Annotated in this window: 21 protein-coding genes; 18 read left to right on the forward strand and 3 right to left on the reverse strand. The window is 67.0% G+C overall.

The annotated features are described in order from the left end of the window. Window position 1 precedes the first annotated feature (1 nt). Complete coding sequence (locus tag C7401_RS37830; protein ID WP_112177154.1) at window positions 2–1,303, forward strand: cytochrome-c peroxidase; 1,302 nt, start codon at window positions 2–4, stop codon at window positions 1,301–1,303. Here the strand turns inward: C7401_RS37830 and C7401_RS37835 are convergent. Continuing rightward, window positions 1,300–2,163, reverse strand: coding sequence for an IclR family transcriptional regulator (locus C7401_RS37835; RefSeq protein ID WP_112177155.1), 864 nt, complete (start codon window positions 2,161–2,163; stop codon window positions 1,300–1,302). The two genes, C7401_RS37830 and C7401_RS37835, sit on opposite strands and share 4 nt — an antisense overlap. 183 nt (window positions 2,164–2,346) lie before the next feature. Between C7401_RS37835 and C7401_RS37840 the strand changes: the two genes are divergently transcribed. The 4 genes from C7401_RS37840 (at window position 2,347) to C7401_RS37855 (ending at window position 9,262) form a co-directional block, all read left to right on the forward strand. Then, complete coding sequence (locus C7401_RS37840; RefSeq protein ID WP_112177156.1) at window positions 2,347–4,686, forward strand: cytochrome P450/oxidoreductase; 2,340 nt, start codon at window positions 2,347–2,349, stop codon at window positions 4,684–4,686. A gap of 78 nt (window positions 4,687–4,764) precedes the next feature. Continuing rightward, on the forward strand, window positions 4,765–6,135 hold the full coding sequence (locus C7401_RS37845) for an MFS transporter (protein ID WP_112177157.1): 1,371 nt from the start codon (window positions 4,765–4,767) through the stop codon (window positions 6,133–6,135). Window positions 6,136–6,490: 355 nt separating this feature from the next. After that, window positions 6,491–8,029, forward strand: a complete 1,539-nt coding sequence (locus C7401_RS37850) for a class I adenylate-forming enzyme family protein (RefSeq protein WP_112177158.1) — start codon at window positions 6,491–6,493, stop codon at window positions 8,027–8,029. Between the two features lie 75 nt (window positions 8,030–8,104). After that, window positions 8,105–9,262, forward strand: coding sequence for an acyl-CoA dehydrogenase family protein (locus C7401_RS37855; RefSeq protein WP_112177159.1), 1,158 nt, complete (start codon window positions 8,105–8,107; stop codon window positions 9,260–9,262). Window positions 9,263–9,301: 39 nt separating this feature from the next. Here C7401_RS37855 and C7401_RS37860 read toward each other — a convergent pair whose 3' ends face one another. Then, window positions 9,302–10,204, reverse strand: a complete 903-nt coding sequence (locus C7401_RS37860; protein WP_112177160.1) for a LysR family transcriptional regulator — start codon at window positions 10,202–10,204, stop codon at window positions 9,302–9,304. A gap of 289 nt (window positions 10,205–10,493) precedes the next feature. Between C7401_RS37860 and C7401_RS37865 the strand changes: the two genes are divergently transcribed. The 13 genes from C7401_RS37865 to C7401_RS37925 all read left to right on the forward strand — a co-directional run bounded on the left by C7401_RS37865 (window position 10,494) and on the right by C7401_RS37925 (window position 24,532). Continuing rightward, the gene (locus C7401_RS37865; protein WP_112177161.1) at window positions 10,494–11,399 is read left to right on the forward strand and encodes an SDR family NAD(P)-dependent oxidoreductase; all 906 of its coding nucleotides are present in this window, start codon (window positions 10,494–10,496) and stop codon (window positions 11,397–11,399) included. Beyond that, the gene (locus tag C7401_RS37870) at window positions 11,399–12,694 is read left to right on the forward strand and encodes an acetyl-CoA hydrolase/transferase family protein (protein ID WP_112177162.1); all 1,296 of its coding nucleotides are present in this window, start codon (window positions 11,399–11,401) and stop codon (window positions 12,692–12,694) included. Before C7401_RS37865 ends, C7401_RS37870 begins: the two co-directional genes overlap by 1 nt. Window positions 12,695–12,749: 55 nt before the next feature. Continuing rightward, window positions 12,750–13,949, forward strand: coding sequence for an acetyl-CoA C-acetyltransferase (locus C7401_RS37875; RefSeq protein ID WP_112177163.1), 1,200 nt, complete (start codon window positions 12,750–12,752; stop codon window positions 13,947–13,949). A 50-nt stretch (window positions 13,950–13,999) separates the two neighbouring features. Beyond that, window positions 14,000–15,166 (forward strand): phenylacetate--CoA ligase family protein, encoded by a 1,167-nt coding sequence (locus C7401_RS37880; RefSeq protein WP_112177164.1) that lies wholly within the window; start codon window positions 14,000–14,002, stop codon window positions 15,164–15,166. Window positions 15,167–15,229: 63 nt separating this feature from the next. Further along, window positions 15,230–16,378, forward strand: coding sequence for a lipoate--protein ligase family protein (locus C7401_RS37885; RefSeq protein WP_112177165.1), 1,149 nt, complete (start codon window positions 15,230–15,232; stop codon window positions 16,376–16,378). Continuing rightward, on the forward strand, window positions 16,375–17,175 hold the full coding sequence (locus tag C7401_RS37890) for an enoyl-CoA hydratase/isomerase family protein (RefSeq protein WP_112177166.1): 801 nt from the start codon (window positions 16,375–16,377) through the stop codon (window positions 17,173–17,175). Before C7401_RS37885 ends, C7401_RS37890 begins: the two co-directional genes overlap by 4 nt. A gap of 21 nt (window positions 17,176–17,196) precedes the next feature. Then, the gene (locus C7401_RS37895) at window positions 17,197–18,066 is read left to right on the forward strand and encodes a MaoC/PaaZ C-terminal domain-containing protein (RefSeq protein ID WP_112177167.1); all 870 of its coding nucleotides are present in this window, start codon (window positions 17,197–17,199) and stop codon (window positions 18,064–18,066) included. A gap of 32 nt (window positions 18,067–18,098) precedes the next feature. Then, a complete protein-coding gene (locus C7401_RS37900; protein ID WP_112177168.1) occupies window positions 18,099–18,887 on the forward strand; it encodes a citryl-CoA lyase in 789 nt (262 codons plus the stop codon). Window positions 18,888–19,067: 180 nt separating this feature from the next. Further along, complete coding sequence (locus C7401_RS37905) at window positions 19,068–19,913, forward strand: HTD2 family dehydratase (protein WP_112177169.1); 846 nt, start codon at window positions 19,068–19,070, stop codon at window positions 19,911–19,913. A gap of 38 nt (window positions 19,914–19,951) precedes the next feature. Next, entirely contained in the window at window positions 19,952–21,115 is a 1,164-nt protein-coding gene (locus tag C7401_RS37910; protein ID WP_112177170.1) for an acyl-CoA dehydrogenase family protein, read from the forward strand. Between the two features lie 14 nt (window positions 21,116–21,129). Further along, complete coding sequence (locus tag C7401_RS37915) at window positions 21,130–22,308, forward strand: CaiB/BaiF CoA transferase family protein (protein WP_112177171.1); 1,179 nt, start codon at window positions 21,130–21,132, stop codon at window positions 22,306–22,308. A 44-nt stretch (window positions 22,309–22,352) separates the two neighbouring features. After that, entirely contained in the window at window positions 22,353–23,732 is a 1,380-nt protein-coding gene (locus C7401_RS37920; protein ID WP_112177172.1) for an MmgE/PrpD family protein, read from the forward strand. Further along, window positions 23,729–24,532, forward strand: a complete 804-nt coding sequence (locus C7401_RS37925; RefSeq protein WP_112177173.1) for an HpcH/HpaI aldolase/citrate lyase family protein — start codon at window positions 23,729–23,731, stop codon at window positions 24,530–24,532. The genes C7401_RS37920 and C7401_RS37925 overlap by 4 nt, the downstream gene beginning before the upstream one ends. A gap of 109 nt (window positions 24,533–24,641) precedes the next feature. Here the strand turns inward: C7401_RS37925 and C7401_RS37930 are convergent, their stop codons facing one another. Further along, window positions 24,642–25,577, reverse strand: a complete 936-nt coding sequence (locus C7401_RS37930; protein WP_112177174.1) for an electron transfer flavoprotein subunit alpha/FixB family protein — start codon at window positions 25,575–25,577, stop codon at window positions 24,642–24,644. Between the last annotated feature and the right edge of the window lie 37 nt (window positions 25,578–25,614).

Genomic DNA, 25,614 nt, shown 5'->3' on the forward strand with positions numbered 1-25,614 from the left:
GATGACCGTTCTTTTCGCAAGCCGCACGGCGCGCCGCGCCGTGACCGCTGCGCTCGCCGCCACCGCTGCCGCGGTGGCGGTGTTTGCCGTTTCCGAGGCGCGCGCCGCGCCGCCGCAAACCGGGCAAAGCGCGCAGCCCACTCCCTACAGCGACGTCGCCGCGCTCGGCAAGCTGATCTTCAACGACCCGGCGCTCTCGGCCTCGGGCCGCATGTCGTGCGCGAGCTGCCACAGTCCCGCGCACGCGTACGGTCCGCCCAACGGTCTCGCCGCGCAGCTCGGCGGCCCGGCGCTGCGCTCGCAGGGCACGCGCGCGGTGCCAACGCTCGCCTACGTGCTCAATCGCACGCCGGTATGGACGCACGTGCAGGCCGCAAGCATCTTCGAGCGTCTGACCGACGCAGACAGTCCGCCTTCGGGCGGCTTCGGCTGGGACGGACGCTTCAACACGCTGCACGATCAGGCGCTGTTCCCGCTTTTCAACGCCAACGAAATGGCCAATCGCGACGCCGCCGACGTGGTCGCGAAGCTCGCGCGTGCGCCATACGCGGCGCGTTTCAAACAGGTGTTCGGCGAGACGATTTTCGTTTCGAAAGACGCGGCGCTGCGCCAGGCCATGGCGGCGGTCGAGCGGTATGAACTCGAAGAGCCGGGCTTTCACGCGTACACGAGCAAGTTCGACGCGTACCTGGACGGCAAGGCCCAACTCACCGCGAGCGAGCTGCGCGGCAAGAAGCTGTTCGACGACCCGAACAGCGGCAACTGCGCCTCGTGCCATATCGACCAGCCGGGCGTGAACGGCGCGCATCCGCTCTTCACCGATTTCCAGTTCGAGGCGCTCGGCGTGCCGCGCAATCCTGAACTGCGCGCGAATCGCGATCCGTCGTATTACGACGAAGGGCTGTGCGGGCCGATCCGCACGGACGTCGCGAAGAATCGCCTGTACTGCGGACTCTTCAAGACGCCGACGCTGCGCAACGTCGCCACGCGCCAGGTGTTCTTCCACAACGGCCGCTACCATACGCTGCGCGACGCGCTGCGCTTTTACGTGGAGCGCGACACGAATCCGGCGAAGTGGTATTCGAAGGATGCGCACGGGCATGTCGTGAAGTTCGACGATCTGCCGCCGGCACTGCGTGCGAACGTCGACACCGTGGACGAGCCGCTCACGCGCAAGCAGGGCGAGCGCCCGGCATGGAACGAGCACGATATCGACGACGTGATCGCCTTCCTGAAAACGCTGAACGACGGCTATCCGGGCGCACCCGCAGCGGCCGCGCCCGCCACCTTGACGAAGCGCTAGTCGCGGCGCGCCACGTAGCCGAGCAGCGCGCTCGAGGCTTCGGCTTCGCGGCGCACGGCGCGCCCGATCGGGCCGTCGGGCGCGGCGTCGAAGCCGCCCGTCGCGCCGAGCGCCGTGATCGCGGCGCATAGCTTGCCCGAGTGATCGAAAAGCGGCGCGGACACCGCGCTGATCCCCTTGAGATTCGTGTCGCGCACGCTCGCGCAGTGCGCGGCCTGCACGTCGCGCCGCAGCGCGCCGATCGGGTCGTGGCCATTAAGTTGCGCGCGCAACGATGCGTCGGCGTGCGCGAGTTCTTCCTCGGCCTGCGCGAGCACGCGCGTGTCGTCCAGCAGGCCGAGAAACACGCGGCCGGTGGACGACCAGAGCAGCGACATCACCGACCCCACGCGCACGTTGACCGTGACGGGCAGCCCCGGCTCCTCGAAGCGGATGATCGTGGGCCCCTTGTTGCCCATCACCGCGACGAACGACGTGACTTCGAGCGCCTCGCGCAAACGCACGAGCGCGGGCTCCGCAATGCGCACCGGGTCGGCCTGGCGCATGGCGGCCACCCCGATCATCATCGCCTCGGCGCCCAGCAGGTACTGCTGCGTGGCGGTGTCCTGGGCGACGAGCCCTTCCTCGATCAGGCTCACCAGATAACGATGCACCTTCGCGGGACTCTCGCCCACGCATGCGGCGAGGCCCGAGAGGCTCGCGCGGCCGCCCAGGCGCGCGAGACCCTTCAGCACGGCCATGCCCGTTTGCGCGGACTGCACGCGCTGGCGGCGCTCGCGCGGCGCGGGCGTGGCCGGTGCGTCGGGTTGCTCGCGCGCGGCTTTCGGGGCTTTGGTGGATTCTGTGGATTTTGTCGCCATGATGGCTTGAGTGACGGCTTCGGAGGCGGCCGCGGAAGAATGGGGTGGACTCATGCGGGATTTTAGGGCGCGTAGGCGCGATCCAGCGCTGCGGGTGTTTGCAGGTTAACCCCTATCTCTCGATTACGCAATGCGTACTAGAGTTACGCAAATCGCAACACATGCAGGTTGCAGGAGACGAACATGAGCGAAACACCTTCGCAGCAAGCCGGCCGCTGCCCGTTCCCCCACGCGGCAAGCAACGCCGCAGGCGCCGCGCCGCGCTGCCCGGTCAGCGCCAACGCCGCGGCATTCGACCCCTTCAGCGACGGCTACCAGCAGGACCCGCCCGACTACGTGCGCTGGGCGCGCGAGCAGGAGCCGGTGTTCTACAGCCCGCAGCTCGGCTACTGGGTGGTGACGCGCTACGACGACATCAAGGCGATCTTTCGCGACAACCTCACGTTTTCGCCGTCCATCGCGCTTGAAAAGATCACGCCCACGGGTCCCGAGGCGAACGCGGTGCTGGAGTCGTACGGCTACGCGATGAACCGCACGCTCGTGAACGAGGACGAGCCCGCGCACATGCCGCGCCGCCGCGCGCTGATGGAGCCGTTCACGCCCGAGCATCTCAAGCACCACGAGCCCATGGTGCGCCGCCTCACGCGCGAATACGTGGACCGTTTCATCGACGACGGCCGCGCCGATCTCGTCGACCAGATGCTGTGGGAAGTGCCGCTCACCGTGGCCCTGCATTTTCTCGGCGTGCCCGAGGAGGACATGGAGCTGCTGCGCAAGTATTCGATCGCGCACACGGTCAATACGTGGGGGCGGCCGCGCCCCGACGAGCAGGTGGAAGTCGCGCACGCCGTGGGCAACTTCTGGCAGTTCGCGGGCAAGGTGCTCGACAAGATGCGCCAGAACCCGGACGGTCCGGGCTGGATGCAATACGGCATCCGCAAGCAGAAGGCGCATCCGGAAGTCGTCACGGACTCCTATCTGCATTCGATGATGATGGCCGGCATCGTGGCCGCGCACGAGACCACGGCCAATGCCACGGCCAACGCGATGAAGCTGCTGCTGCAACACCCGCATGCGTGGCGCGAGATCTGCGAGGACCCGAGCCTCATTCCGAACGCGGTGGAGGAGTGCCTGCGCCACAACGGATCGGTCGCGGCGTGGCGGCGTCTCGCCACGAAGGACGTGCAGATCGGCGGCATCGACATCGCGGCCGGCTCGAAGCTGCTCATCGTGACGTCGTCCGCGAACCACGACGAGCGCCATTTCGCCGACGCCGACCTGTTCGACATTCGCCGCGACAACGCGAGCGATCACGTGACGTTCGGCTATGGATCGCATCAGTGCATGGGCAAGAACCTCGCGCGCATGGAGATGCAGATCTTCCTCGAAGAGTTCACGCGCCGCTTGCCGCATATGCGTCTGGCCGAGCAACAGTTTTCCTACGTTCCCAACACATCGTTCCGTGGTCCTGAGCATGTGTTCGTGGAATGGGACCCGGCGAACAACCCGGAGCGCGCGAATGCGGACTTGCTGGGCGTGCAGGTGCCGGTGCGCATTGGCGAGCCCTCGGCGCATGCGCTCTCGCGGCCCGTGGTGGTGGAGCGCGTGGAAGCCGCGGCCGAAGGCATCGTGCGCCTGCGTCTCGTCGCGCCCGATGGCGGCGCGCTGCCGCGCTGGGCGCCGGGTGCGCACATCGACGTGGAATGCGGCGACACCGGCATTTCGCGCCAGTATTCGCTGTGCGGCGACCCCGCCGACACCGGCGCATTCGAAATCGCCGTGTTGCGCGAAACGCAAAGCCGCGGCGGTTCGGCGTGGCTGCACGACACGCTGCGCGAGGGCATGCGGCTGAAGATTCGCGGCCCGCGCAACCACTTCCGGCTCGACGAAGAAGGGCGCCGTGCGATCTTCATCGCGGGCGGCATCGGCATCACGCCGGTGAGCGCGATGGCGCGCCGCGCGCGCGAGCTGGGCATCGACTATGAACTGCACTACAGCGGGCGCTCGCGCGGCACGATGGCCTTGATCGAGCCACTCGCGCAACTGCATGGCGAACGGCTCCGTCTGCATGTGTCGGAGGAAGGCACGCGCAACGACTTCGCGGCGCTGCGCGTGGACGAGCAAACGCGCGTCTACGCTTGCGGCCCCGCGCGCATGCTCGAAGCGCTCGAAGCCTGTAGCGAGGCGTGGCCCGAAGACGCGTTGCGTGTCGAGCATTTCGCCGCGAGCGGCGGCAAGCTCGATCCTTCGCAGGAGCGCGCGTTCGAGGTCGAACTGAAGGACTCGGGCCTCGTGCTCAACGTGGCCGCCGACCAGACCGTGCTCGACGCGCTGCGCCGCGCGAACATCGACGTGCAAAGCGACTGCGAGGAAGGCCTGTGCGGCTCGTGCGAGGTGCGGGTGCTGGCGGGCGAGATCGACCACCGCGACGTGGTGCTCACGCGCGCGGAGCGCGACACGCAATCGCGCATGATGACCTGCTGCTCGCGCGCCCGCTGCGGCCGGCTGGTGCTGGAGCTTTGATACGTAACGTAATGCGTAGCCCGTAGCGTAGCCTTCGCCGCGCGATCGAGACGATAAAACAAGGATTGGAGACTTGGCATGAAGAAGACCGTGGAGGTCACCGGCGTCATCGACGAAAGCCGGTTCGGGCCGTATCAACTGCTCGTGGTGGCGCTGTGCGCGCTGTGCCTCGTGATGGACGGCTTCGACGTCCAGGCGATGGGCTATGTCGCGCCGGTGGTGATCCGCGAGTGGGGCATCGCGAAGGAAACACTCTCGCCGGTGTTTGGCGCGGGCCTCTTCGGCATGTTGATCGGCTCGCTCACGTTCAGCGCGCTCGCCGACAAGATCGGCCGCCGCCCGGTGCTGATCGGCGCCACGCTGTTCTTTTCCGCTTGCATGATCGCAACCGGTTTCGCGCAGTCGATCACCGAACTGGTGGTCTGGCGTTTCGTGGCGGGTCTGGGCCTGGGCTGCATCATGCCCAACGCCATGGCGCTCGCGGGCGAGTACAGCCCGCGCCGCATGCGCGTTACGCTCATGATGATCGTTTCGTGCGGCTTCACGCTTGGCGGCGTGGTGGGCGGCCTCATCACCGCCGCGCTGATTCCGGCGTTCGGCTGGCGCGCCGTGTTCTTCGTGGGCGGCGCGATTCCGCTCGTGCTCGGCGTGCTCATGTGGCTCGCGCTGCCCGAGTCGATCCAGTTCCTGTTGTTCCGCGCGCGCGGCGACCACACCCAGGCGCGCGTGCGCCGCAATCTGGCCCGCGTGGCGCCCACACTCGCGCTGCCCGCGGGCGTGGAGTTCACGACCACGGAAACGCGCTCGCGCGGCGTGCCCTTCGTCGAGCTGTTCAAGGAGGGGCGCGCACGCGTGACCGTCCTGCTGTGGGTCGTGAACTTCGCGAACCTGCTGGCCATGTATTTCCTGTCGAACTGGCTGCCGACCGTGATTCGCGACGCCGGCTATTCCACCCAGACCGCTGTGTTCGCGGGCACGGCGCTGTGGGGCGGCGGGGTGATCGGCACGCTGCTGCTCGGGCGCATCATCGACAGGGCGGGTTTCACGCGCGTGCTCGGCACGACCTTTCTGATCGCGATTGTTTCGACAGCGGCAATCGGTAATCCCGCCGTGATGGTGTCCGTGACGGCCATGTTCGTCGCGATCTTTGTCACGGGCTTCTCGGTCATCGGCGGCCAGCCCGCGCTCAACGCGCTCGCGGCGACGTACTATCCGACCTCGCTGCGCTCCACGGGCATCGGCTGGAGCCTGGGCGTGGGCCGCATCGGTTCGGTCGTCGGCCCCGTGCTGGGCGGCGCGCTCATGCATCTGCAATGGTCGTCCTCGTCGCTCTTTCTCGCGGCGGCGGTGCCGGCCTGTGTCTCGCTCGCGGGCATCGTGGCGATTCATCGGGTGAATAGCGGGGCGAATCGGGCAGGAGGCGAGCGTGCGGCGACGCAGATGGAGTGACTGGCGGCAGCGCCTGCGCATGGCCGCGCTGGCCGCGGCGCGTCGCCCGCACGGGCATGGCGGCGGCGCCGAATGGCCGGTCGCGGCGGGCTTGTGCGCGGACCGTGCCGCCGCCACGGCGCGCTGGCTGAGATAAACCGGGTATGACCCGCGCGAGCAGACCGTTCGCGCCCTGGATCGAGACGGCAATCGTCTCGATGGCCCGGCCATCGGGGCTAATTCGGACTTCTGGCCAGACGAATGCCGGCTTTATCGAAAACGAATTGTTGGCGCGCCTCGCCTCCACCACACTGATACCTGTCGCGATGCGGCGCGCTACGGCGCGTCGCACGCAGTGAAAGAGCAACGACAGGAGGTGACGGTGGACAGGCGAGCGGCGCGCAAGATCAGCGATATCGCGCGGCACTGGGCGGAGGTCTCGCCCGGGGCCGTGGCGATTCGCGAAGACTCAGTGGAAACGAGCTTCGGGCAGCTCTGGAGCCATGTCGGGCAGGCCCGGCAGTTTCTTCGCGAGCAGGGCGTGGGAGTGGGCGACCGCGTGCTCGTCGTGGCCGAAAACTGCTCGGCCGTGGTGACGCTGCTGTTCGCGCTTTCGGAAATCGGCGCGTGGCCGGCCGTGGTCAACGCGCGGCTTTCCGAGCGCGAGATCGAGACGATCCGCGCGCATTGCGGGCCGCGTCTCATGCTGTTCACGCACGGGGCGTCGCCCGACGCGCTGCGCCACGGCGTGCGCTACCGCGCGCGCGAAATCGCGCCGGCGGGCCTCGGGCCGCTGATGATGGCCGAACCCGATTCCACCGTGGCACGCGAGCCCGAAGCGCTCGCGCACGAAGTGGCGGTGCTCATCTATACGTCGGGCACGACGGGCCAGCCCAAGGGCGTGATGGCCACGCATCGCGGGCTGCTGCACTTCGCGCGCGTGTCGGCCACGTCGCGCGACATGACGCAGGCGGACTGCGCTTACGCGGTCATGCCGATGTCGCACATTTTCGGCCTCGCCACGCTGCTGCTCGCCACCTTCGAGGCGGGCGCAAGCCTGCATCTCGCGGCGCGCTTTTCGGCGGAAGAAGTCGTGAAGGCGCTCGGCGCCGCGGAAATCTCGATCCTCCAGGGCGTGCCCACGCTCTTCACGCGCATCGTGGCCTACGTGCGCGAACACGGCGGCGCGGTGCACGCGCCGCGCCTGCGCTATCTCTACACGGGCGGCGGCCCGCTCGACCCCACGCTCAAGCAGCAGGTGGAAGCCCTTTTCGGCATGCCGCTGCATCACGGCTACGGCATGACCGAATACGCGGGCTCGCTTTTCATCACGCGCATGGACCGTCCGCGCAAGGATGTTTCGTCGGGCGAGATCGTCGAAGGCGCCGAGTTGCGCGTGGTCGGACCCGACGGGCGCGACGCGCCGCAGGGCGAGGCCGGCGAATTGTGGGTGCGCGGCCCCGGCGTCATGCACGGCTATTACCGGGAGCCAGGCCTCACCGCCGAAGTGCTCGACGCAGAGGGCTGGCTCAAGACCGGCGACCTCGGCCGCCTCGACGCGGACGGCGCGCTCTTCATCGTGGGCCGCTCGAAGGACCTGATCATCCGCTCGGGCTTCAACGTCTATCCCATCGAAGTCGAGTCGGTCATCAACACCTATGCGCCGGTGCGCCAGAGCGCGGTGGTGGGGCGACGCGACGCCGAGGGCAACGAGGAAGTCGTGGCCTTCGTCGAAGCGAAGGAGGGCGCGCGCATCGACGTCGCCGATCTCGCTTGCTACCTGAGCGAGCGCCTTTCGCCTTACAAGCGGCCCTCGGAAATCGTGGCGATCGACATGATCCCCACCACCGCGAGCGGCAAGCTGCAAAAGCAGCCGTTGCGCGAAATGGCCAGGCGCGCCGTGCGTGCGCGCTGAGCGCCGCGTTCCGCTTTTTCTTCTTCCCAGCGGGCGGCGCCGTGCCGCCCGATCAACGATTGCAGGGCATACACCATGATTCGCGACCAGGAAACGATGAACGTTCTGCTCGACAACGTCGCGCGCTTCGTGCGCGAGCGTCTCGTGCCGAATGAAGAACGCGTGGCCGAAACCGATGAAATTCCGGCCGGGATCGTCGACGACATGAAGGCCATGGGCCTCTTCGGCCTGACCATCCCGGAGCAATACGGCGGGCTCGATCTCACGATGGAGGAAGAGGTGCTCGTGATGTTCGAACTGGGCAAGACCTCGCCCGCGTTTCGCTCGATCATCGGCACGACGGTGGGCATCGGCTCGCAGGGCATCGTGATCGACGGCACCGAGGAACAGAAGGCGACGTGGCTGCCCAAGCTCGCGAGCGGCGAAGTCATCGCCAGTTTCGCGCTCACCGAACCGGGCGCGGGCTCGGACGCCGCTTCGATCAAGACGCGGGCCGAGCGGCGCGGCGACCATTATGTGGTGAACGGCACCAAGCGCTTCATCACGAACGCACCGCAGGCCGGCATGTTCACACTGATGGCGCGCACCAATCCCGACGAGCCGCGCGCGGGCGGCATCACGTCGTTCATTGTCGACGCGAAAACGCCTGGCATCAGTTTCGGCAAGCGCGACAAGAAGATGGGCCAGCGCGGCGCGCATACGTGCGACGTGATCTTCGAGGACGTGAAGGTGCCGGCGGAGAACATCATCGGCGGCAAGGAGGGCGTGGGCTTCAAGACGGCGATGAAGGTGCTCGACAAGGGGCGCATCCATATTGCGGCGATCTGCGTGGGCGTGGCGCAGCGCATGCTCGACGACGCCTTGCGCTATGCGACGGAGCGCGAGCAGTTCGGCGAGAAGATCGCCGAATTCCAGCTCGTCCAGGCCATGCTCGCCGATTCGCAGACCGAACTGTATGCGGCGCGCTGCATGGTGCTCGACGCGGCACGCAGGCGCGACGCAGGCGAGAACGTGAGCACGGAAGCCGCCTGCGCGAAACTCTTCGCCTCGGAAATGTGCGGGCGCGTGGCGGACCGCGCGGTGCAGATCTTCGGCGGGGCCGGTTATATGTCCGACTACGGGATCGAGCGCTTCTATCGCGACGTGCGCATTTTCCGCATCTACGAAGGCACGAGCCAGATCCAGCAGATCGTCATCGCGCGCAACATGATTCGCGCGGCGAACGGGCGCTAAGGTCAACGGGCGGCGCGCTGCATGCGCCGCCGCCTTGCCTTATTCGAGCCGGCCGATGCCGTCGGCCACGAGCAGATCGACGAGCTTGCGCGCGAAAAGCGGCAGCGCGTCGCGCTCGGCCATGCAGATTTGCAGCTTGCGCACGGCCCATTCGTCGGTGAGCGGGACGATCTTGAGCGACATGGTTTGCGCGTGGCGGCGCGCCGTGCCCTCGGGCAGGACGCCGATGCCGATGTTCGCCTCAATCATGCGGCACGCGGCTTCGAAATTGCCGATCTGGATGCGCCAGCGTATGGTGCGCTGCAAATCCGAAGACGCGCGCTTCAGGAACGAGAAAATCGCGCTTTCGTCGGGCGGCCCGATAAAGTCGTAGTCGAGCGTGTCGGCAAACGCTATTTCGCTCTCCTGCGCAAGCGGGTGGCTCAACGCCGTGGCGAGCACGAGCCGGTCGCGCCGGTAGGGCAGCACTTGGAGCCCCTCGGTGCGCACATTGCCCGCCACGATGCCGATATCGATCGTGCCGTCCTGCACCGCGCGCACGATGTCGGGCGACAGACGCTCGTGAATGTCCACGTAGACGTCGGGATGATTGATGAGGTAAGTGCGCAGCACGGCGGGCAGGAATTCGCTCATGGCCGTGGTGTTCGCAAACACGCGCACATGGCCCTTCACGCCTTGCGTGTACTCCTGGAGGTCGCCTGTCAGTTGCTCGAGTTGCTTGAGCACGCGCCGCGCATGCGCGAGCAGCGTTTCGCCGGGGCCGGTGAGCGTCACGCCCTGGCTCGTGCGGCTCAACAGCTTCACGCCCACCTGTTCTTCGAGATTCTTGATGCGCGTGCTCGCCGCGGGCAGCGAGAGGTGCGCGCGTTCCGCGCCGCGCGTGAGGCTGCTCGCCTCGGCCACGTGGGTGAAGAGTTTCAGGTCGACGAGATCGAAATGCATGGGGTGGCTTGCCGTGTCTCCAAGGTAGGCGTGCGCCCGCTCGTTCGTTCGAGGGATAGCAGGGACGAGCGGACTCAAGCATTATTGCGCCGCAGCGCGATGCGCGCCATTAGCGATAGTACGGGTTAATCCTGGCCGAAACGGGCGTTCGGCATATCCAAATTGTGCAGCCGTAGCCGATGCGTCAAGCTCCAGATCGAACGGCACGGATTGCCGCACGACGATTCAAATCGAATGAATGCCCGGCGCAACGCGGGCTGGAGGAGCGAAAACGATGACGACGCAACGAATGCTGGATGGCAAGGTAGTGGTGGTGACGGGCTCGGGCGGGGGCATTGGCCGCGATATCGCGCTGATGATGGCGCGCCACGGCGCGAAAGTGGTGGTGAACGACGTGGGCGCCTCGCTCACCGGCGAGGGCCATAACGACGGCCCGGCGCAGGCCGTGGTGAACGAGATCGCGGCTTTCGACGGCCAGGCCACCGCCAACACCGACAGCGTGGCCGACCCGGCGGGCGCGGCGCGCATCGTGCAGAACGCGCTGGACGTATTCGGCCGGATCGACTGCGTGGTGAACAACGCGGGTATTCTGCGCGACCGCTTCTTCCACAAGATGAGCGAAGAAGAGTGGGACGCCGTGCTGAAGGTCCACCTCTACGGCTCGTATTATGTGTCGCGCGCCGCCGCCGATCATTTCAAGGAGCAGCGCAGCGGGGCGTTCGTGCACATGACGTCCACCTCGGGCCTGATCGGCAATCTGGCGCAGGCGAATTACAGCGCGGCGAAGCTCGGCATTGCGGGGCTCTCGAAGTCGATCGCGCTCGACCTGGAAAAGTTCGGCGTGCGTTCGAACTGCATCGCGCCGTTCGCGTGGAGCCGCATGATCAATTCGATCAAGATCGACTCGCCGGAGCAGGAAGCGCGCGTCGCCAAGATCAAGCAGATGACGCCCGCGAAAATCGCGCCGCTCGCGGTCTATCTCGCGAGCGAGCAGGCCGCCGACGTGACGGGCCAGATCTTCGCGGTGCGTAACAACGAAATCTTCCTGATGAGCCAGCCGCGCCCCGTGCGCTCGGTGCATCGCGGCGAGGGCTGGACGCCGGAGACCATCGCCGAGCACGCCATGCCCGCGCTGCGCCAGTCGTTCCATACGCTCGACGTTTCCGCCGACGTGTTCAGCTGGGACCCGGTCTGATGACGCGCGGCGCACGCGCGGCCCGCACGGTCGAGGCCGCGCAGCTCGATCTCGCGCAGTACGTGCGGCCCGGCGACACGATCACGTGGGGCCAGTGCGGCGCCGAACCGTGCACGCTCACCGAGCGGCTCATGGCGCAGCGCAAGGCGGTGGGCGGGCGGTTTCGCGTCTTCGTGGGCGCTTCGTGGTCCGAAACACTCGATCCGGCGCACGCGGACTGCGTGGACTTCGTCGCGTACGGCGGTTCGGGCACGAACCGGCGGCTCGACCAGGCGGGCGTGCTCGACATCCTGCCGTGCCACTACTCGCAGTTTCATGGCGCCCTCACGAGCGGCCCCAATCGCATCGACGTGCTGCTGTTGCAGGTCGCGCCGGCGGACGAAGCGGGCCGCTACAGCCTCTCGATCGCTCACGAATACCTCGTGCCGCTCATCGAGAGCGCGCGCGTCGTGATCGCCGAAGTCAACGCGGCCGCGCCTTGGACCTATGGCGAGCGCATGTTGCGCGCCGACGATTTCGACGTGCTGATCCATACCGAGCGCGCGCCGCTCGAAGCACCCGCCACGCAGGCAGGCGAGATCGAGCGCCGCATCGCGACACATGCGGCTTCCCTGATCGAAGACGGCTCGACGATCCAGCTCGGGCTTGGCGCGTTGCCCGAAGCCATTGCGAGCCGGTTGCACGACCGGCGCGATCTCGGCGTGCACACCGGCACGATCGGCGACGCCGTGGTCGACCTGATCGAAGCGGGCGTGGTGACGAACGCGCGCAAGTCGCGTGACCAGGGCGTGAGCGTGGCGGGCACGATGATGGGCACGCGCAAGGCCTACGCGCACGCGCATCGCAACGCGCGGGTCCAGTTTCGCTCGACCGCCTATACGCACGATGTCGACGTGCTCGGCAGTCTCGACCGCTTCGTCGCGATCAATTCGGCGCTCGAAGTCGATCTGACCGGCCAGGTCAACGCGGAATCCGTGGGCGGCCGCTACGTGGGCGCCGTGGGCGGCGCGCTCGACTTCATGCGCGGCGCGGCGCGCTCGCGCGGGGGCGTGGCGATCGTTGCGCTCGCATCGAGTACGCGAAACGGCAGCCGCATTGTCGCGCGCTTGTCGGGTCCGGTGAGCACGCCGCGCAGCGACGCGGCGGTAATCGTGACCGAGCACGGCGTGGCGGACCTGCGCGGGCTCACGCTTGCGCAGCGCGTGGAGCGCATGCTGGCCGTCGCGCCGCCCGAGTGGCGCGAGACACTGGCAGCCGCGCGCCACGACGAGCACCGGCGCACGCTGCCGGCCTGAGCGCACGCCGCGCCGAATAAGACCCTCTACCAGAGATTATAGAAAGGAATCCGAAATGAGAAGAGCAGCGATAGTCGCACCGGTTCGCACGCCGGTTGGCACCTTCGGCGGAAGCCTGCGTCCGGTCGCGGTCGAGACGCTCGCGGCTACCGTGTTGCGGGAAACCATCGCGCGTAGCGGCCTGGACCCGGCGCGCATCGAGGACGTGGTTTTCGCGCAGTCGTACGCGAACAGCGAAACGCCCTGCATCGGCCGCTGGGCGGCGCTCGAAGCAGGGCTGCCGGTGCACGTGCCCGGCATGCAGCTCGACCGGCGCTGCGGCGGCGGCCTCCAGGCGGTCGTCACGGCCGCCATGATGGTGCAAAGCGGCGCGGCCGATGTGGTGGTGGCCGGCGGCGTGGAGAGCATGAGCAACATCGAGTACTACACGACGGATATGCGCTGGGGGGCGCGCGCGGGCTCGGTGAAGATGCACGACCGCCTCGAGCGTGGTCGCGAACGCTCGCAGCCCGAAAGCCGTTTTGGCTATCTCTCCGGCATGATCGAAACGGCCGAGAATCTCGCGAAGGAATATGGCATCACGCGTGAGGAGGCGGACGCCTACGCGGCGCGCAGCCACCAGCGCGCGGCGGCGGCGTGGGAGTCGGGCCGCTTCGCCGAGGAAGTCGTGCCGGTTTCCGTGCCGCAACGCAAGGGCGACCCGGTGCTGTTCGCCCGCGACGAGGGCGTGCGCGCCGATGCGAGCGCAGAGTCGCTTGCGAAGCTCAAGCCACTCATGAAAGGCGGCACGGTCACGGCGGGCAACGCGAGCCAGCAGAACGACGCCGCGGCCGCATGCCTGATCGTGGCCGAAGACCAGCTCGACAAGCTCGGCCTCACGCCGCTCGGCTATCTCACGGGTTGGGCCGCCGCGGGCTGCGAGCCGGCGACCATGGGCATCGGCCCGGTGCCCGCCGTGCAAAAGCTGCTGCAAAAGACCGGTCTTACCTTCGATCAACTCGATCTCGTCGAGCTCAACGAAGCGTTCGCATGCCAGGTGCTCGCGGTGCTCAAGGGCTGGGGATGGCACGACGAAACGCGCCTGAACGTGAACGGCTCGGGCATTTCGCTCGGTCACCCGATCGGCGCGACGGGCGTGCGCATGCTCACGACGCTGCTTCACGAACTCCAGCGCCGCAAGGGGCGCTATGGTCTTGAAACGATGTGCGTGGGCGGCGGGCAGGGCATCGCGGCCATCTTCGAGCGCGCGGCGTGAGCGTAAGCGTGCGCGCCGCGTGCGGCCACCATCGATAGAAGGAGGAGACGATGTTCGATTTGCTCAACGCACAACTGGCGCGGCTGCAAACGCATCCGTTTTACGAGGGGCGTTTGCCGCGCAGCGTTGCGAGCGCAACGGAATTCGCCGAACGCGTGCCGCTGATGTCGCGCGCGCAACTCGTTGCCGAAATGAACCGCCCCGGCTACGGCGCATTCGCGCCTCAGGTGCCGCCGGTGCGCGTGCATCTCACGCCGATGGGCGCTTCGCTCGTGCCGATCCTGCACAGCGCGGCGGACCTGCGTGCGATCGAAGCCGCGTGCGGGCAGCATCTGGACGCCTGCGGCATCGGGCCGGGCGATGTGTGCATGGTGACCTTCGGCTATCACCTGTTTGTCGCCGGGCTTTTCTACCAGAGCCAGATGGAGGCGCGCGGCGTGGCGTGCATTCCGCATGGGCCGGGCGAGACCGAGCGTGCCGCGCGGGTGGCGCGGCAATGCGGCGTGACGGTGCTGGCCGGCAATCCTTCGCACGCGCTCAAGCTCATCGAAGCGGGTTGCCCCGTGCCGCGCGTGTTCTTCGCGGGCGGCGAGGCGTTCACGGGCAATGCCGCGCTCTACGAACGGGTGCGCGAGGCGATGCCGGGCACGCTGCTGATCGACAGCTACTCGCTCTCCGAATGCCTGCCCGTTGCGCGCACGTTTCCCGGCGGAACCGGCGTCCATGTGTTCGACGAACTGCTGTACGCCGAAGTGATCGACCCGGAAAGCGGCTTGCCGGTCGCCGAGGGCGAGCGCGGCGAACTCGTGCTCACGCATCTGAAGAGGGAATTGCAGCCGCTCGTGCGCTACCGCACCGGCGACCTCACGGTGCTCGAACGGACCGCGCCCGTGCACGGGCGTGTTGTGTCGCTGCCGCGCGTGGTGTTCGGCCGCGCCGATTCGATGGTGAAGATCAAGGGTGTGAAGGTGTATCCGTCGGAGCTCAAAACCGTACTGCTGGGCGTGGCAGGCGCGACGGGCGCGTATCGCCTTGTGGTCGGCAGAAAAGAGCACGGTGGCGATCACCTCACGCTTCAGGTGGAGGGGGCACCCGCCGGTGCGGCGATCGAGGCGATCGCGGAGCGCTTCAAGCGGCAAACGCTCATCCACGCGGACACGATCGAGGCCGTTGAGAAGCTTGAGGGCGGTGCGCTCGTGGAAGACACGCGCAATTGAATGGGAGGGGGCGGGCGCCGAAGCACTAAAGCGCCACCCCCCATCGACAGGAGTGAGACAACCATGAACACAAGCACTACGAATCATCAATCGCCTTGGCGCCTCGTCGTCGGCGGCCACAGCTACGCGGATTTTTCGATCTCGGTGTCGCCGGCCGTGGAGCGCGCCGTGGCCGAAAAGCTTGCGCCACCCACGGTGTATCTGAACATCTTCAATGAAGACAGCATCACGGTGGGCGTGAACGAAGACCCCAACCAGGTGCTCGACCTGCCGTTCTGCCGCGACAATAATGTGCTCACGCGGCGGCGCGTGAACGGCGGCGGTGCGATTTATGCGGGGCGCGGCTCCGCGTTCCTCGCGTTCTATCTGCCGCTCGGCCTGCCGGGCGTGCCGGATACGGCGGCGCAGGCGTTTCCCGCCATTCTCGGGCATGTGGCCGAGGCGTTGCGCGACGTGTTCGGTTTGCAGGCCTCGTACCGCCCGCTCAACGACGTGGAGATCGACGGCCGCAAGCTCGTGGCCACCTCGCTCAAGATCGAGGGCGGCGTGCTGACCTTCCGCATTCTGCTGAACGTGAAGGCCATCGACACGGCCATCGCGGCGCGCGCCATGCCCATGGCGCCCGAGAAAGTGAAGGACAAGAAGCACAAGGATCTCGGCTCGCGTTACACGTATCTGGAGCAGGAACTGGGCCGCGAGGTGAGCACGGACGAACTCTCCGCATGGGTGCAGGCCTGCGTGCGCCGCGCTTTCGGCGACGTCACGCTGGAGCCGGGAACGCTCGGCAGCGGCGAGCTTGCATTCGCGCAGCAGTATGAGAGCGAACTGCACGAGGAAAGCTGGTTCCACGAAAAGAGCGAGGCCACCCGTTACGGCCCGCTTGCGCGCGAAGGCGACCGCGTCGTGCGCGGGCGTGAAAAAGCGCCTGCCGGGCTGATCTGGCTGAGCCTGCTCGTGCGTGACGGGCAGGTGGCGAAGGCCATCGTCAATGGCGACTGGCATCCGCGTCCGCTGGCGTCGGTCGCGTGGCTCGAAGACGGCTTCACCGGACTCGCCGCCACGCGCGAGGCGTGTTCCGCGCATATCGAGGCCTTTCTCGCGCGCCCGGACGTGGAATTCGCGGGCGTCGAGCCGGTGCATCTCGTCACGGCGCTCGATAAGGCACTGGCCGAACTGGCGAGCGTTGGCGCAAGCGCCGGGGTGAACGTATGAGTGAGCACAACGAACCAACCTTGCTGGTGGAGCGCGAAGAGGGCGTCGTGACGCTCACGTTCAATCGTCCGGCGGCGAAGAACGCCCTCAACGGTGAAATGCGCGTGGAACTGCTCGAAGCCGTGCAGCGCATTCGCGCCGACCGCAGCGTGCGCGCCGTCGTGCTGCGCGGCGCGGGCAGCGACTTCTGCTCGGGCGGCGACGTGCGCGGCATGAACGTGACGAGCGCCGAGGCGGGGCGCGACCGCATCGACGATCTGCATGGCTGGGTGAGCATGCTGATCGATCTCGATCGCCCGGTGATCGCGGCCGTCGACGGCGTGTGCTATGGCGCGGGCTTCAGCTTCGCGCTCGCGGCCGACTTCGTGATCGCCAGCACCCGTGCGCGCTTTTGCATGCCGTTCATGAAGGTGGGGCTCGTGCCCGATTGCGGCGCGTTCTACACCTTGCCGCGCGTGGTGGGGCTGGCGCGCGCGAAGGACCTGGTGTTCACGGCGCGCGAGGTGAAGGCGGCGGAGGCGAAGGAAATCGGCGCGGTGCTCGAAGTGGTCGAGCCGCAAGCGCTCCACGCCCGCGCCGCACAGATCGCGGCGAGTCTCGCCTGTGCGTCGCCCATTGCGTTCGGTCTCGCCAAGCGCGCGTTGAATCAGTCGCTTGGCAGCGATTTGCGCGCGATGCTCGAAATCGAGTCGGCCGCGCAGGGCATTGCCTTCACGACCGAGTTTCACCGTGAGGCGACGAGACGCTTTCGCGAGAAGGCCGACCCGCTTTTCAAATGGCCGGCCGCCGAAGCCTGACCGCTCACTTCATTCACCGCCATGGCAATCGACTATCACACCCTGCGTAACTGGCCGTTCAAGGACGTCGAACAGACTTACACCGCGCGCGACGCGATGCTCTACAGCCTCGCCGTGGGCTACGGCGCGAATCCCGTCGATTCGGACGACCTTGCATTCGTCTACGAAAAAGAGCTGCGCGTGCCGCCCACGTTTGCCGTCGTGCTCGGCTTTCCGGGGTTCTGGGCGCGCGACCCGCGCTCGGGCATCGACTGGGTGCGGCTGTTGCACGGCGAGCAAAGTCTCGTGATTCACAAGCCGCTGCCGCCGGCCGCGACCGTGATCGGCCGCTCGCGCATCACACGCGTGGTGGACAAGGGGGCAGGCAAGGGCGCGCTGCTCGAAATCCAGCGTAGCATTACGGACAAGGCGAGCGGCGAAGTCTATGCCACCGTCACGCAACTCACGTTTTGCCGCGGCGACGGGGGCTTCAGCGCGACCAACGGCTTGAGCGACGAAGCGCCGCCCGCGCCGCCGCCCGTGCCCGAGCGCGCGCCCGATCACCACTGCGATTTGCCCACGCGCACCGAAACGGCGTTGATTTATCGTCTGTGCGGCGACGACAATGCCTTGCACGCCGACCCGCAGGTCGCGCGCGCGGCCGGTTTCGAGCGGCCGATCCTGCATGGTCTCGCCACCTGGGGCGTGGCCGCGCACGCGGTGCTCAAGACGGTGTGCGCGAGCGACCCGGCGCGCCTCGTCGCCTTTCAGTCGCGTTTCACCGCGCCCGTCTATCCGGGCGAGACCATACGCACCGAAATGTGGCACGAGGGCAACGAGGTGAGGTTCCGCGCGCGCGTGCTGGAACGCGACGTGATCGTGCTCAACAACGGCCGCGCGCAATTGCGCTGAACGCTATTCTGTATAACGAAGGAATCACTATCATGGCCCGTCAACCGAAACCGCTCGTGCGCTCGGATATCGCATACAGCACGCCCGATCGCATCGTCGTGCGCGGCAAGAGTCTGCCCGACGAAGTGCTCGGTCACATGAATCTCGGCGACTTCGCGTTTTTGCAGCTCACGGGCAAGACCGCCACGCCGCAGCAGTCGGCGATGTTCAACGCCATCGTCATCACGCTCGTCGAGCACGGCATGACGCCGAGCGCGATTGCCGCGCGCATGACCTATGCGGGCGCGCCTGAGTCGTTGCAGGCGGCTGTTGCCGCTGGCCTGTGCGGCCTCGGCTCGGTGTTCGTCGGCAGCATGGAGGGCGCGTGCCGCATGCTCTCCGAAGCGCTGCCGTATGACAGCGCTTGCGACGACCTCGAAAAGCTCGCCGTCGATACGGTCGCCGCATGGCGCGCACGGGGCACGCCGATTCCGGGCCTCGGGCACCCGCTGCACAAGCCCATCGATCCGCGTACCCCGCGCCTGTTCGAACTGGCCGCGCAAAACGGCATGTCGGGGCGCTACGTGAAGCTCATGCAGTTGATCGGCGCCGAGGCCGAGCGCGTGTCGGGCAAGTCGCTGCCCATCAACGCAACGGGTGCGATAGGTGCGATCTGCTGTGAGTTCGGCTTTCCGTGGCGCATCGTGCGCGGCTTCGGCGTGATGGCGCGCGCGATCGGGCTCGTTGGCCATCTGCTCGAAGAAGGCGAGCGCCCGATGTCGTACGAGTTGTGGCAGCGCGTGGAGGACGAGGCTTCGGCGCATTTGCGCGGCGAAGCCTGAGCGGCGCACGCGGTGATGGGTGAAAGCCGCGTGCAAGGCAACGCAACGCAACGCATAGGTCGGGCGCGGCATCGAGCGGGGCATTAACGAAAGCGAAAGGCCCGATTCGGAAAAGCCAACTTCGCGAAACGCCGTGAGCCGTTCATAGTATGGCCAACTGTCTCGCAACGGAGAAACGCCATGCCGCAATCGCCAACGCCAACGCTCGATGCGTGGCTCGACAAGACCGAAACGCTCACCGACGACATCACGGCGTTTCCTCTGCGCGCGCTCGCGGCCACGCTCGACCGCGAGGCGCCCGGCGACGCCGTGCCGCCGCTCTGGCACTGGCTCTATTTTTTGCCCGTGGCGCCGCTTGCGCAGGTGGGGCCCGACGGCCACCCCAGGCGCGGCGGTTTCCTGCCGCCCGTGGAGTTGCCGCGCCGCATGTGGGCCGGCGCACGCCTGACCTTTCACGCGCCGCTGCGCGCGGGCCATGAAGCCGCGCGCACTTCGACCATCGCCAATATCGAGGACAAGACCGGCCGCAGCGGCCACCTCGTGTTCGTGACCGTGCAGCATCGCTATGAAAGCGGCGGGACGCTGTGCATCGAGGAAGAGCACGATATCGTCTACCGCGACGCACCCCAACCCGGCGCGAGCGCGCCCAAGCCTGCGCCCGCGCCCCAGGGCGAAACCTGGTCGCGCACGCTCACCGCCGACCCGGTCATGCTGTTCCGCTATTCCGCGCTGACCTTCAACGGCCATCGCATTCACTACGACTTTCCGTACGTCACGCAGGAAGAAGGCTATCCCGGCCTCGTCGTGCATGGCCCGCTCATCGCGACCTTGCTGATGGACCTCGTGCATCGCGAGCGCCCCGATGCCACGGTCGAGACCTTCGCGTTCCGCGCGGTGCGTCCCACGATCTGCGGCAACGCGCTCACGCTGTGCGGCAAGCCTTCCGCCGACGGCCGCACGGTTGAACTCTGGGCGAGAGACCACGACGGCTACCTGACGATGCAGGCCACGGCCACGCTCGCCTGAGGCGCGGCCCGATCATCCATAGCGAAATCATATCGATCATGCAAACCACGCAACAAGATTCGTTTCAAGACATTCGTGAAGCCGTGCGCGACCTGTGCCAGCAGTTCTCGGGCGAGTATTTCCGCAAGATCGACGAAGTGCGCGGCTACCCGGAAGCCTTCGTCGACGCGCTCACGAAGGCCGGCTGGCTCGCGGCGCTGATTCCTCAGGAGTACGGTGGATCGGGGCTGGGGCTTACCGAAGCCTCGGTCATCATGGAGGAGATCAACCGTTCGGGCGGCAATTCGGGCGTGTGCCACGGCCAGATGTACAACATGGGCACGCTGCTGCGCCACGGCTCGGCCGAGCAAAAGCGCAAGTACCTGCCGAAGATCGCGAGCGGCGAACTGCGCTTGCAGTCGATGGGCGTGACGGAGCCGACCACGGGCACGGACACCACGAAGATCAAGACCACGGCGGTGCGCAAGGGCGACCGCTATGTGATCAACGGGCAAAAGGTGTGGATTTCGCGCGTGCAGCATTCGGACCTCATGATCCTGCTCGCGCGCACCACGCCGCTTGCCGACGTGAAGAAGAAGTCCGAAGGCATGTCGATTTTCGTGGTGGACCTGCGCGAAGCGATCGGGCACGGGCTCACCGTGCAGCCGATTCTCAACATGGTCAATCACGAGACCAACGAGCTCTTTTTCGACAACCTCGAAATTCCGGCGGAAAACCTGATTGGCGAGGAGGGCATGGGCTTCAAGTACATCCTCGACGGGCTGAACGCGGAGCGCACGCTGATCGCGGCGGAGTGCATCGGCGACGGCTACTGGTTTATCGACAAGGTGAGCGCCTATGCGAAGGAGCGCATCGTGTTCGGGCGGCCGATCGGGCAGAACCAGGGCGTGCAGTTTCCCATCGCGCGGGCGTTCGTCAACGTGGAGGCCGCGAGCCTGATGCGTTTCGAAGCCGCGCGCCGCTTCGACGCGCACGAGGCCTGCGGCGCGCAGGCGAACATGGCGAAGCTGCTCGCCGCCGACGCGTCGTGGGAAGCCGCGAATGCGTGCCTGCAATTCCACGGCGGTTTTGGTTTCGCCTGTGAATACGACGTCGAGCGCAAGTTCCGCGAGACACGCCTCTACCAGGTCGCGCCGATCTCGACCAACCTGATTCTCTCGTACGTGGCGGAGCACGTGCTCGGCCTGCCGCGTTCGTTCTGACCGGAGGGCGTGCCATGAGACCACTCGACGGCATCAAGGTCGTCACGCTCGAACACGCGATTGCCGCGCCGTTCTGCACGCGCCAGCTGGCCGACCTCGGCGCGCGCGTCATCAAGATCGAGCGGCCGGGCGTGGGCGACTTCGCGCGCGGGTATGACGAACGCGTGCACGGACTTGCTTCGCACTTCGTCTGGACGAACCGCTCGAAAGAGAGCCTGTCGCTCGACGTGAAGCACAAGGAGGCCGCGCCGATACTCGACGCATTGCTCGCCGACGCCGACGTGCTCGTGCAAAACCTCGCACCGGGCGCGGCGGCACGGCTCGGTCTTGGCTACGAAGCGTTGAGCGAGCGCTATCCCAAGCTGATCGTCTGCGACATTTCCGGTTACGGCGACGACGGCCCTTACCGCGAGCGCAAGGCCTACGATCTGCTGATCCAGAGCGAGTCGGGCTTTCTCTCGATCACGGGGTCGCCGGGCGAGCCGGCCAAGGCGGGCTGCTCGATCGCCGACATTGCGGCGGGCATGTACGCGTATTCGAACATCCTGAGCGCGTTGCTCATGCGCGGAAAGACCGGGCGCGGTTGCCGCATCGACGTTTCGATGCTGGAGAGCATGGTGGAGTGGATGGGTTATCCGCTTTACTACGCGATCGACGGGCAGACGCCGCCGCCGCTCGCGGGCGCCTCGCACGCGACGATCTACCCCTATGGGCCGTTTCCCGCTGGCGACGGCAAATCGGTGATGCTCGGGCTTCAGAACGATCGCGAATGGAAGCTCTTTTGCGAGCATGTGCTGTTGCAAACGGAACTCGCCACCGACGCACGCTTCGCCGTGAACTCACAACGCTCCGCACGGCGCGCCGAACTGCGCGAGCTGATCGTCGCGGCTTTCGCGAAACTGAGCGCCGCGCAGGTGATCGAGCGCCTGGAGCGCGCCGGCATTGCCAACGCGCAGATGAACACGATGGCCGACGTGTGGGCGCATCCGCAACTTCAGGCGCGCGAGCGCTGGCGCGAAGTGCAAACGCCCGCGGGCGCCATTCCCGCGTTGCTGCCGCCGGGCGCGCCCAGCGCGTTCGGCGCGCGCATGGAGGCGGTGCCGGCACTCGGTGAGCATACCGAACCGATTTTGCGGGAGCTTGGCTATGACGCGGAGCGCATCGGCGCGCTGCGCGAAGCCGGGGCGATCTGAGCCCGCTCGCCGCCCGGACCAACCCGATATCACGAAACCGTGCCATGACAGATCAATCCAGCCGCGCGCTCGCGGCCTTCGCTTCGCAACTGCGTTTCGACTCCATTCCCCCGCATGTGGTCGAGCGCACCGTCAACCTCTATGTGGACTGGCTCGGCTCCGCGCTCGGCGGCAAGGGCGCGCGCCCGGTCGAAACCATCGCGCGCTTCGCTCGCGCGGCGCGCGGTGAGCCGGGTGCACTGGGAGCGTGCGACGTCGTGATCGACCGCACGCGCACCACGGCGTATTTCGCCGCGATGATGAACGGCGCCGCGTCGCACTTCGTCGAGCAGGACGACGTGCACAACGGCTCTGTGCTGCATCCCGCGACCGTGGTGTTTCCGGTGACGCTCGCACTAGCGCAGACGCTGGGCGCAACAGGACGCGAATTCATCGCGGCTTGCGTGGCGGGCTACGAGGTGGGCATACGCGTAGGCGAATTCATGGGGCGTTCGCACTACAAAATATTTCACACCACGGGCACCGTGGGCACGATCGCGGCGGCGGCCGCGGCGGGGCGGCTGCTCAAGCTCACGCCCGAGCAGATGCTCGATGCGTTCGGCTCGGCGGGCACCCAGGCGAGCGGTCTATGGGAGTTCTTGCGCGACGCGGCGGATTCGAAGCAACTGCACACGGCCATGGCGGCGGCCAACGGCTTGATGGCGGCGCAACTCGCGGCAGACGGCTTTCGCGGCGCGCAGCGCATTCTGGAAGGCGCGCAAGGCATGGCGGCTGGCATGTCGAGCGACGCCGATCCGGCAAAGCTCGTCGATCGCCTCGGCGAGCGCTGGGCGACTGTCGAAACGTCGTTCAAGTATCACGCGGCATGCCGCCATACGCACCCGGCCGCCGACGCGCTACTCGCGGTGATCGAAGCGCACGGCTTGAATCCGGACGATATCGCGGCGGTGACGGCCCACGTGCACCAGGGCGCAATCGACGTGCTCGGCAGCGTGGTTGTGCCGAGCACCGTGCACCAGGCGAAGTTCAACATGGGGACCGTGCTCGCTCTCGTGGCGTACCGCGGCTATGCGGGCGTGAACGAGTTCGAGCGCGACTACGCGGCGGGCGACATCGCGGCATTTCGCGAGCGCGTGACGATGGCGCTGGACGAGGAAGTGGATCGCGCCTATCCCGCGCGATGGATCGGCAAGGTCACCGTCACCACGCGCGACGGCCGCACGCTGCACGGGCGCGTGGACGAGCCGAAGGGCGACCCCGGCAACACGCTCTCGCGCGAGGAGATCGCGGCGAAGTTCGTGCGTCTCGCGGCGTTCTCGGGGGCGGCGAGCGAGCGTGAGGCGCAACGTCTTCTCGACGCGGCATGGGGGATTGCAGAGGTGCAGCGCGTCGGCACGCTGTTCGTCGAGGAGGCAGGCGCATGAGCACGGCGTTGGCACGTTCGTATCTCTTCGTGCCGGGCAACCGGCCAGAGCGCTTCGAAAAGGCGCGCGGCGCGGGTGCCGACGCCGTGATCGTCGATCTGGAGGATGCGGTTCAGCCCGAGGAGAAGGGCGCGGCGCGCAACGCCGCGGTTGCGGCGCTGGATGCGGCGCGCCCGGTGTGGGTGCGCGTGAACGGCACCGACACGCCCTGGTTCGCCGACGATGTCGCGGCGCTCGCGCAACACGCCGGCGTAGCGGGCATCATGTTGCCGAAGGCGGAAAGCGCGGAGCAGGTGGCGGCGGTGCTGGCCCGCGCACACAGCGCGCTGCGGGTGCTGCCGATCGTGGAGACCGCGCGCGGCATCGCGAGCCTGAATGCGCTGTGCGGCGCGCAAGGCGTGCTGCGTGTGGCGTTCGGCACGCTCGACTTCCAGGTCGATCTGGGCATCGACGGCGACGGCGAGGAACTCGACGCCTTTCGCTCACAGATCGTGCTGGCTTCGCGGCTGGCCGGCATTGGCGCGCCGGTGGACGGCGTATCGACGGTGTTCGACGACGCAGCGGTGCTGGAAGCCGAGGCGCGTCGCGGGCGGCGCTTTGGCTATGGCGGCAAGCTCTGCATTCACCCGAAGCAGATCGAGGCCGTGCATCGCGCTTACGCGTGGAGCGACGCCGAGCGCGCATGGGCCCAGCGCGTGCTCGATGCGGTGCAGGCCAGCGGCGGCGCGGCCGTGGCGCTCGACGGCAAGATGGTGGACATGCCGGTGATCCTCAAGGCGCGCCGCATTCTTGGTGTTTGATTGCCGAAGCGGCCGAGGTTGCCGCTTTTACGATGATAAAAAAAGCGCCTCTGCGTGAGCAAAGGCGCTTTATCTTTTACTGAGCGCTTAGTGGACGCTTCGTGGGCGATTAGCCGAGTGCGCCCGCGAGTTCGGGCACGACCGTGAACAGGTCGCCCACGAGGCCGTAGTCGGCCACGCTGAAGATCGGCGCTTCTTCGTCCTTGTTGATCGCGACGATGACCTTCGAGTCCTTCATGCCCGCCAGATGCTGGATCGCGCCGGAGATGCCCACGGCAACGTAAAGCCCCGGTGCGACGATCTTGCCGGTTTGGCCGACCTGGTAGTCGTTGGGCACGTAGCCCGCGTCCACGGCCGCGCGTGAGGCACCCAGGGCTGCGTTGAGCTTGTCGGCGAGAGGTTCCAGAACCTTGGTGTAGTTCTCGCCGCTGCCAAGACCGCGACCACCGGAGACGATGATCGACGCGCTGGTGAGTTCCGGGCGATCGAGCTTCGTGACTTCGCGGCTCACGAACTGCGACAGGCCGCTGTCCGCTGCGGCTTCGAGCTTTTCGATTGCGGCGCTGCCGCCTTCGGCTGCGACGGCGTCGAACGCGGTCGTGCGGACCGTGATGACCTTGACCGGATCGGCCGATTGAACCGTGGCGATCGCATTGCCCGCGTAAATCGGACGCTCGAAGGTATCGGGCGATTCGACGGCGGTGATGTCGCTGATCTGTGCAACGTCGAGCTTCGCGGCAATGCGCGGCGTGACGTTCTTGCCCGCAGCGGTGGTCGGCGCGAGGATGTGCGAATAATTCTTCGCAATGCTCATGACTGTCGCTTCGATGTTTTCAGCGAGACCTTGTTCGAGTTGCGGCGCATCGGCCAGAAGCACCTTCGCGACGCCTGCGATCTTCGCTGCGGAATCGGCTGCGGCCTGCGCGTTGTGGCCAGCAACCAGCACGTGAACATCGCCGCCAATCTTTTGCGCGGCGGCCACGGTGTTCAGCGTCGCGGCCTTGACGCTCGCGTTGTCGTGTTCGGCAATAACCAGAATCGTCATTTTCAAATCGCTCCCTTACAGCACCTTGGCTTCGGTT

It is taken from the genome of Paraburkholderia unamae, assembly GCF_003268775.1.
Taxonomy (GTDB): Bacteria; Pseudomonadota; Gammaproteobacteria; order Burkholderiales; family Burkholderiaceae; genus Paraburkholderia; species Paraburkholderia unamae.

What these genes read in the sequence shown, in the direction of transcription:
- C7401_RS37830 (WP_112177154.1), top strand. Translation starts at nt 2, where the DNA reads ATGACCGTTCTTTTCGCAAGCCGCACGGCGCGCCGCGCCGTGACCGCT.
- C7401_RS37835 (WP_112177155.1), bottom strand. Translation starts at nt 2,163, where the DNA reads ATGGCGACAAAATCCACAGAATCCACCAAAGCCCCGAAAGCCGCGCGC.
- C7401_RS37840 (WP_112177156.1), top strand. Translation starts at nt 2,347, where the DNA reads ATGAGCGAAACACCTTCGCAGCAAGCCGGCCGCTGCCCGTTCCCCCAC.
- C7401_RS37845 (WP_112177157.1), top strand. Translation starts at nt 4,765, where the DNA reads ATGAAGAAGACCGTGGAGGTCACCGGCGTCATCGACGAAAGCCGGTTC.
- C7401_RS37855 (WP_112177159.1), top strand. Translation starts at nt 8,105, where the DNA reads ATGATTCGCGACCAGGAAACGATGAACGTTCTGCTCGACAACGTCGCG.
- C7401_RS37860 (WP_112177160.1), bottom strand. Translation starts at nt 10,204, where the DNA reads ATGCATTTCGATCTCGTCGACCTGAAACTCTTCACCCACGTGGCCGAG.
- C7401_RS37865 (WP_112177161.1), top strand. Translation starts at nt 10,494, where the DNA reads ATGCTGGATGGCAAGGTAGTGGTGGTGACGGGCTCGGGCGGGGGCATT.
- C7401_RS37870 (WP_112177162.1), top strand. Translation starts at nt 11,399, where the DNA reads ATGACGCGCGGCGCACGCGCGGCCCGCACGGTCGAGGCCGCGCAGCTC.
- C7401_RS37875 (WP_112177163.1), top strand. Translation starts at nt 12,750, where the DNA reads ATGAGAAGAGCAGCGATAGTCGCACCGGTTCGCACGCCGGTTGGCACC.
- C7401_RS37880 (WP_112177164.1), top strand. Translation starts at nt 14,000, where the DNA reads ATGTTCGATTTGCTCAACGCACAACTGGCGCGGCTGCAAACGCATCCG.
- C7401_RS37885 (WP_112177165.1), top strand. Translation starts at nt 15,230, where the DNA reads ATGAACACAAGCACTACGAATCATCAATCGCCTTGGCGCCTCGTCGTC.
- C7401_RS37890 (WP_112177166.1), top strand. Translation starts at nt 16,375, where the DNA reads ATGAGTGAGCACAACGAACCAACCTTGCTGGTGGAGCGCGAAGAGGGC.
- C7401_RS37895 (WP_112177167.1), top strand. Translation starts at nt 17,197, where the DNA reads ATGGCAATCGACTATCACACCCTGCGTAACTGGCCGTTCAAGGACGTC.
- C7401_RS37900 (WP_112177168.1), top strand. Translation starts at nt 18,099, where the DNA reads ATGGCCCGTCAACCGAAACCGCTCGTGCGCTCGGATATCGCATACAGC.
- C7401_RS37905 (WP_112177169.1), top strand. Translation starts at nt 19,068, where the DNA reads ATGCCGCAATCGCCAACGCCAACGCTCGATGCGTGGCTCGACAAGACC.
- C7401_RS37910 (WP_112177170.1), top strand. Translation starts at nt 19,952, where the DNA reads ATGCAAACCACGCAACAAGATTCGTTTCAAGACATTCGTGAAGCCGTG.
- C7401_RS37915 (WP_112177171.1), top strand. Translation starts at nt 21,130, where the DNA reads ATGAGACCACTCGACGGCATCAAGGTCGTCACGCTCGAACACGCGATT.
- C7401_RS37920 (WP_112177172.1), top strand. Translation starts at nt 22,353, where the DNA reads ATGACAGATCAATCCAGCCGCGCGCTCGCGGCCTTCGCTTCGCAACTG.
- C7401_RS37925 (WP_112177173.1), top strand. Translation starts at nt 23,729, where the DNA reads ATGAGCACGGCGTTGGCACGTTCGTATCTCTTCGTGCCGGGCAACCGG.
- C7401_RS37930 (WP_112177174.1), bottom strand. Translation starts at nt 25,577, where the DNA reads ATGACGATTCTGGTTATTGCCGAACACGACAACGCGAGCGTCAAGGCC.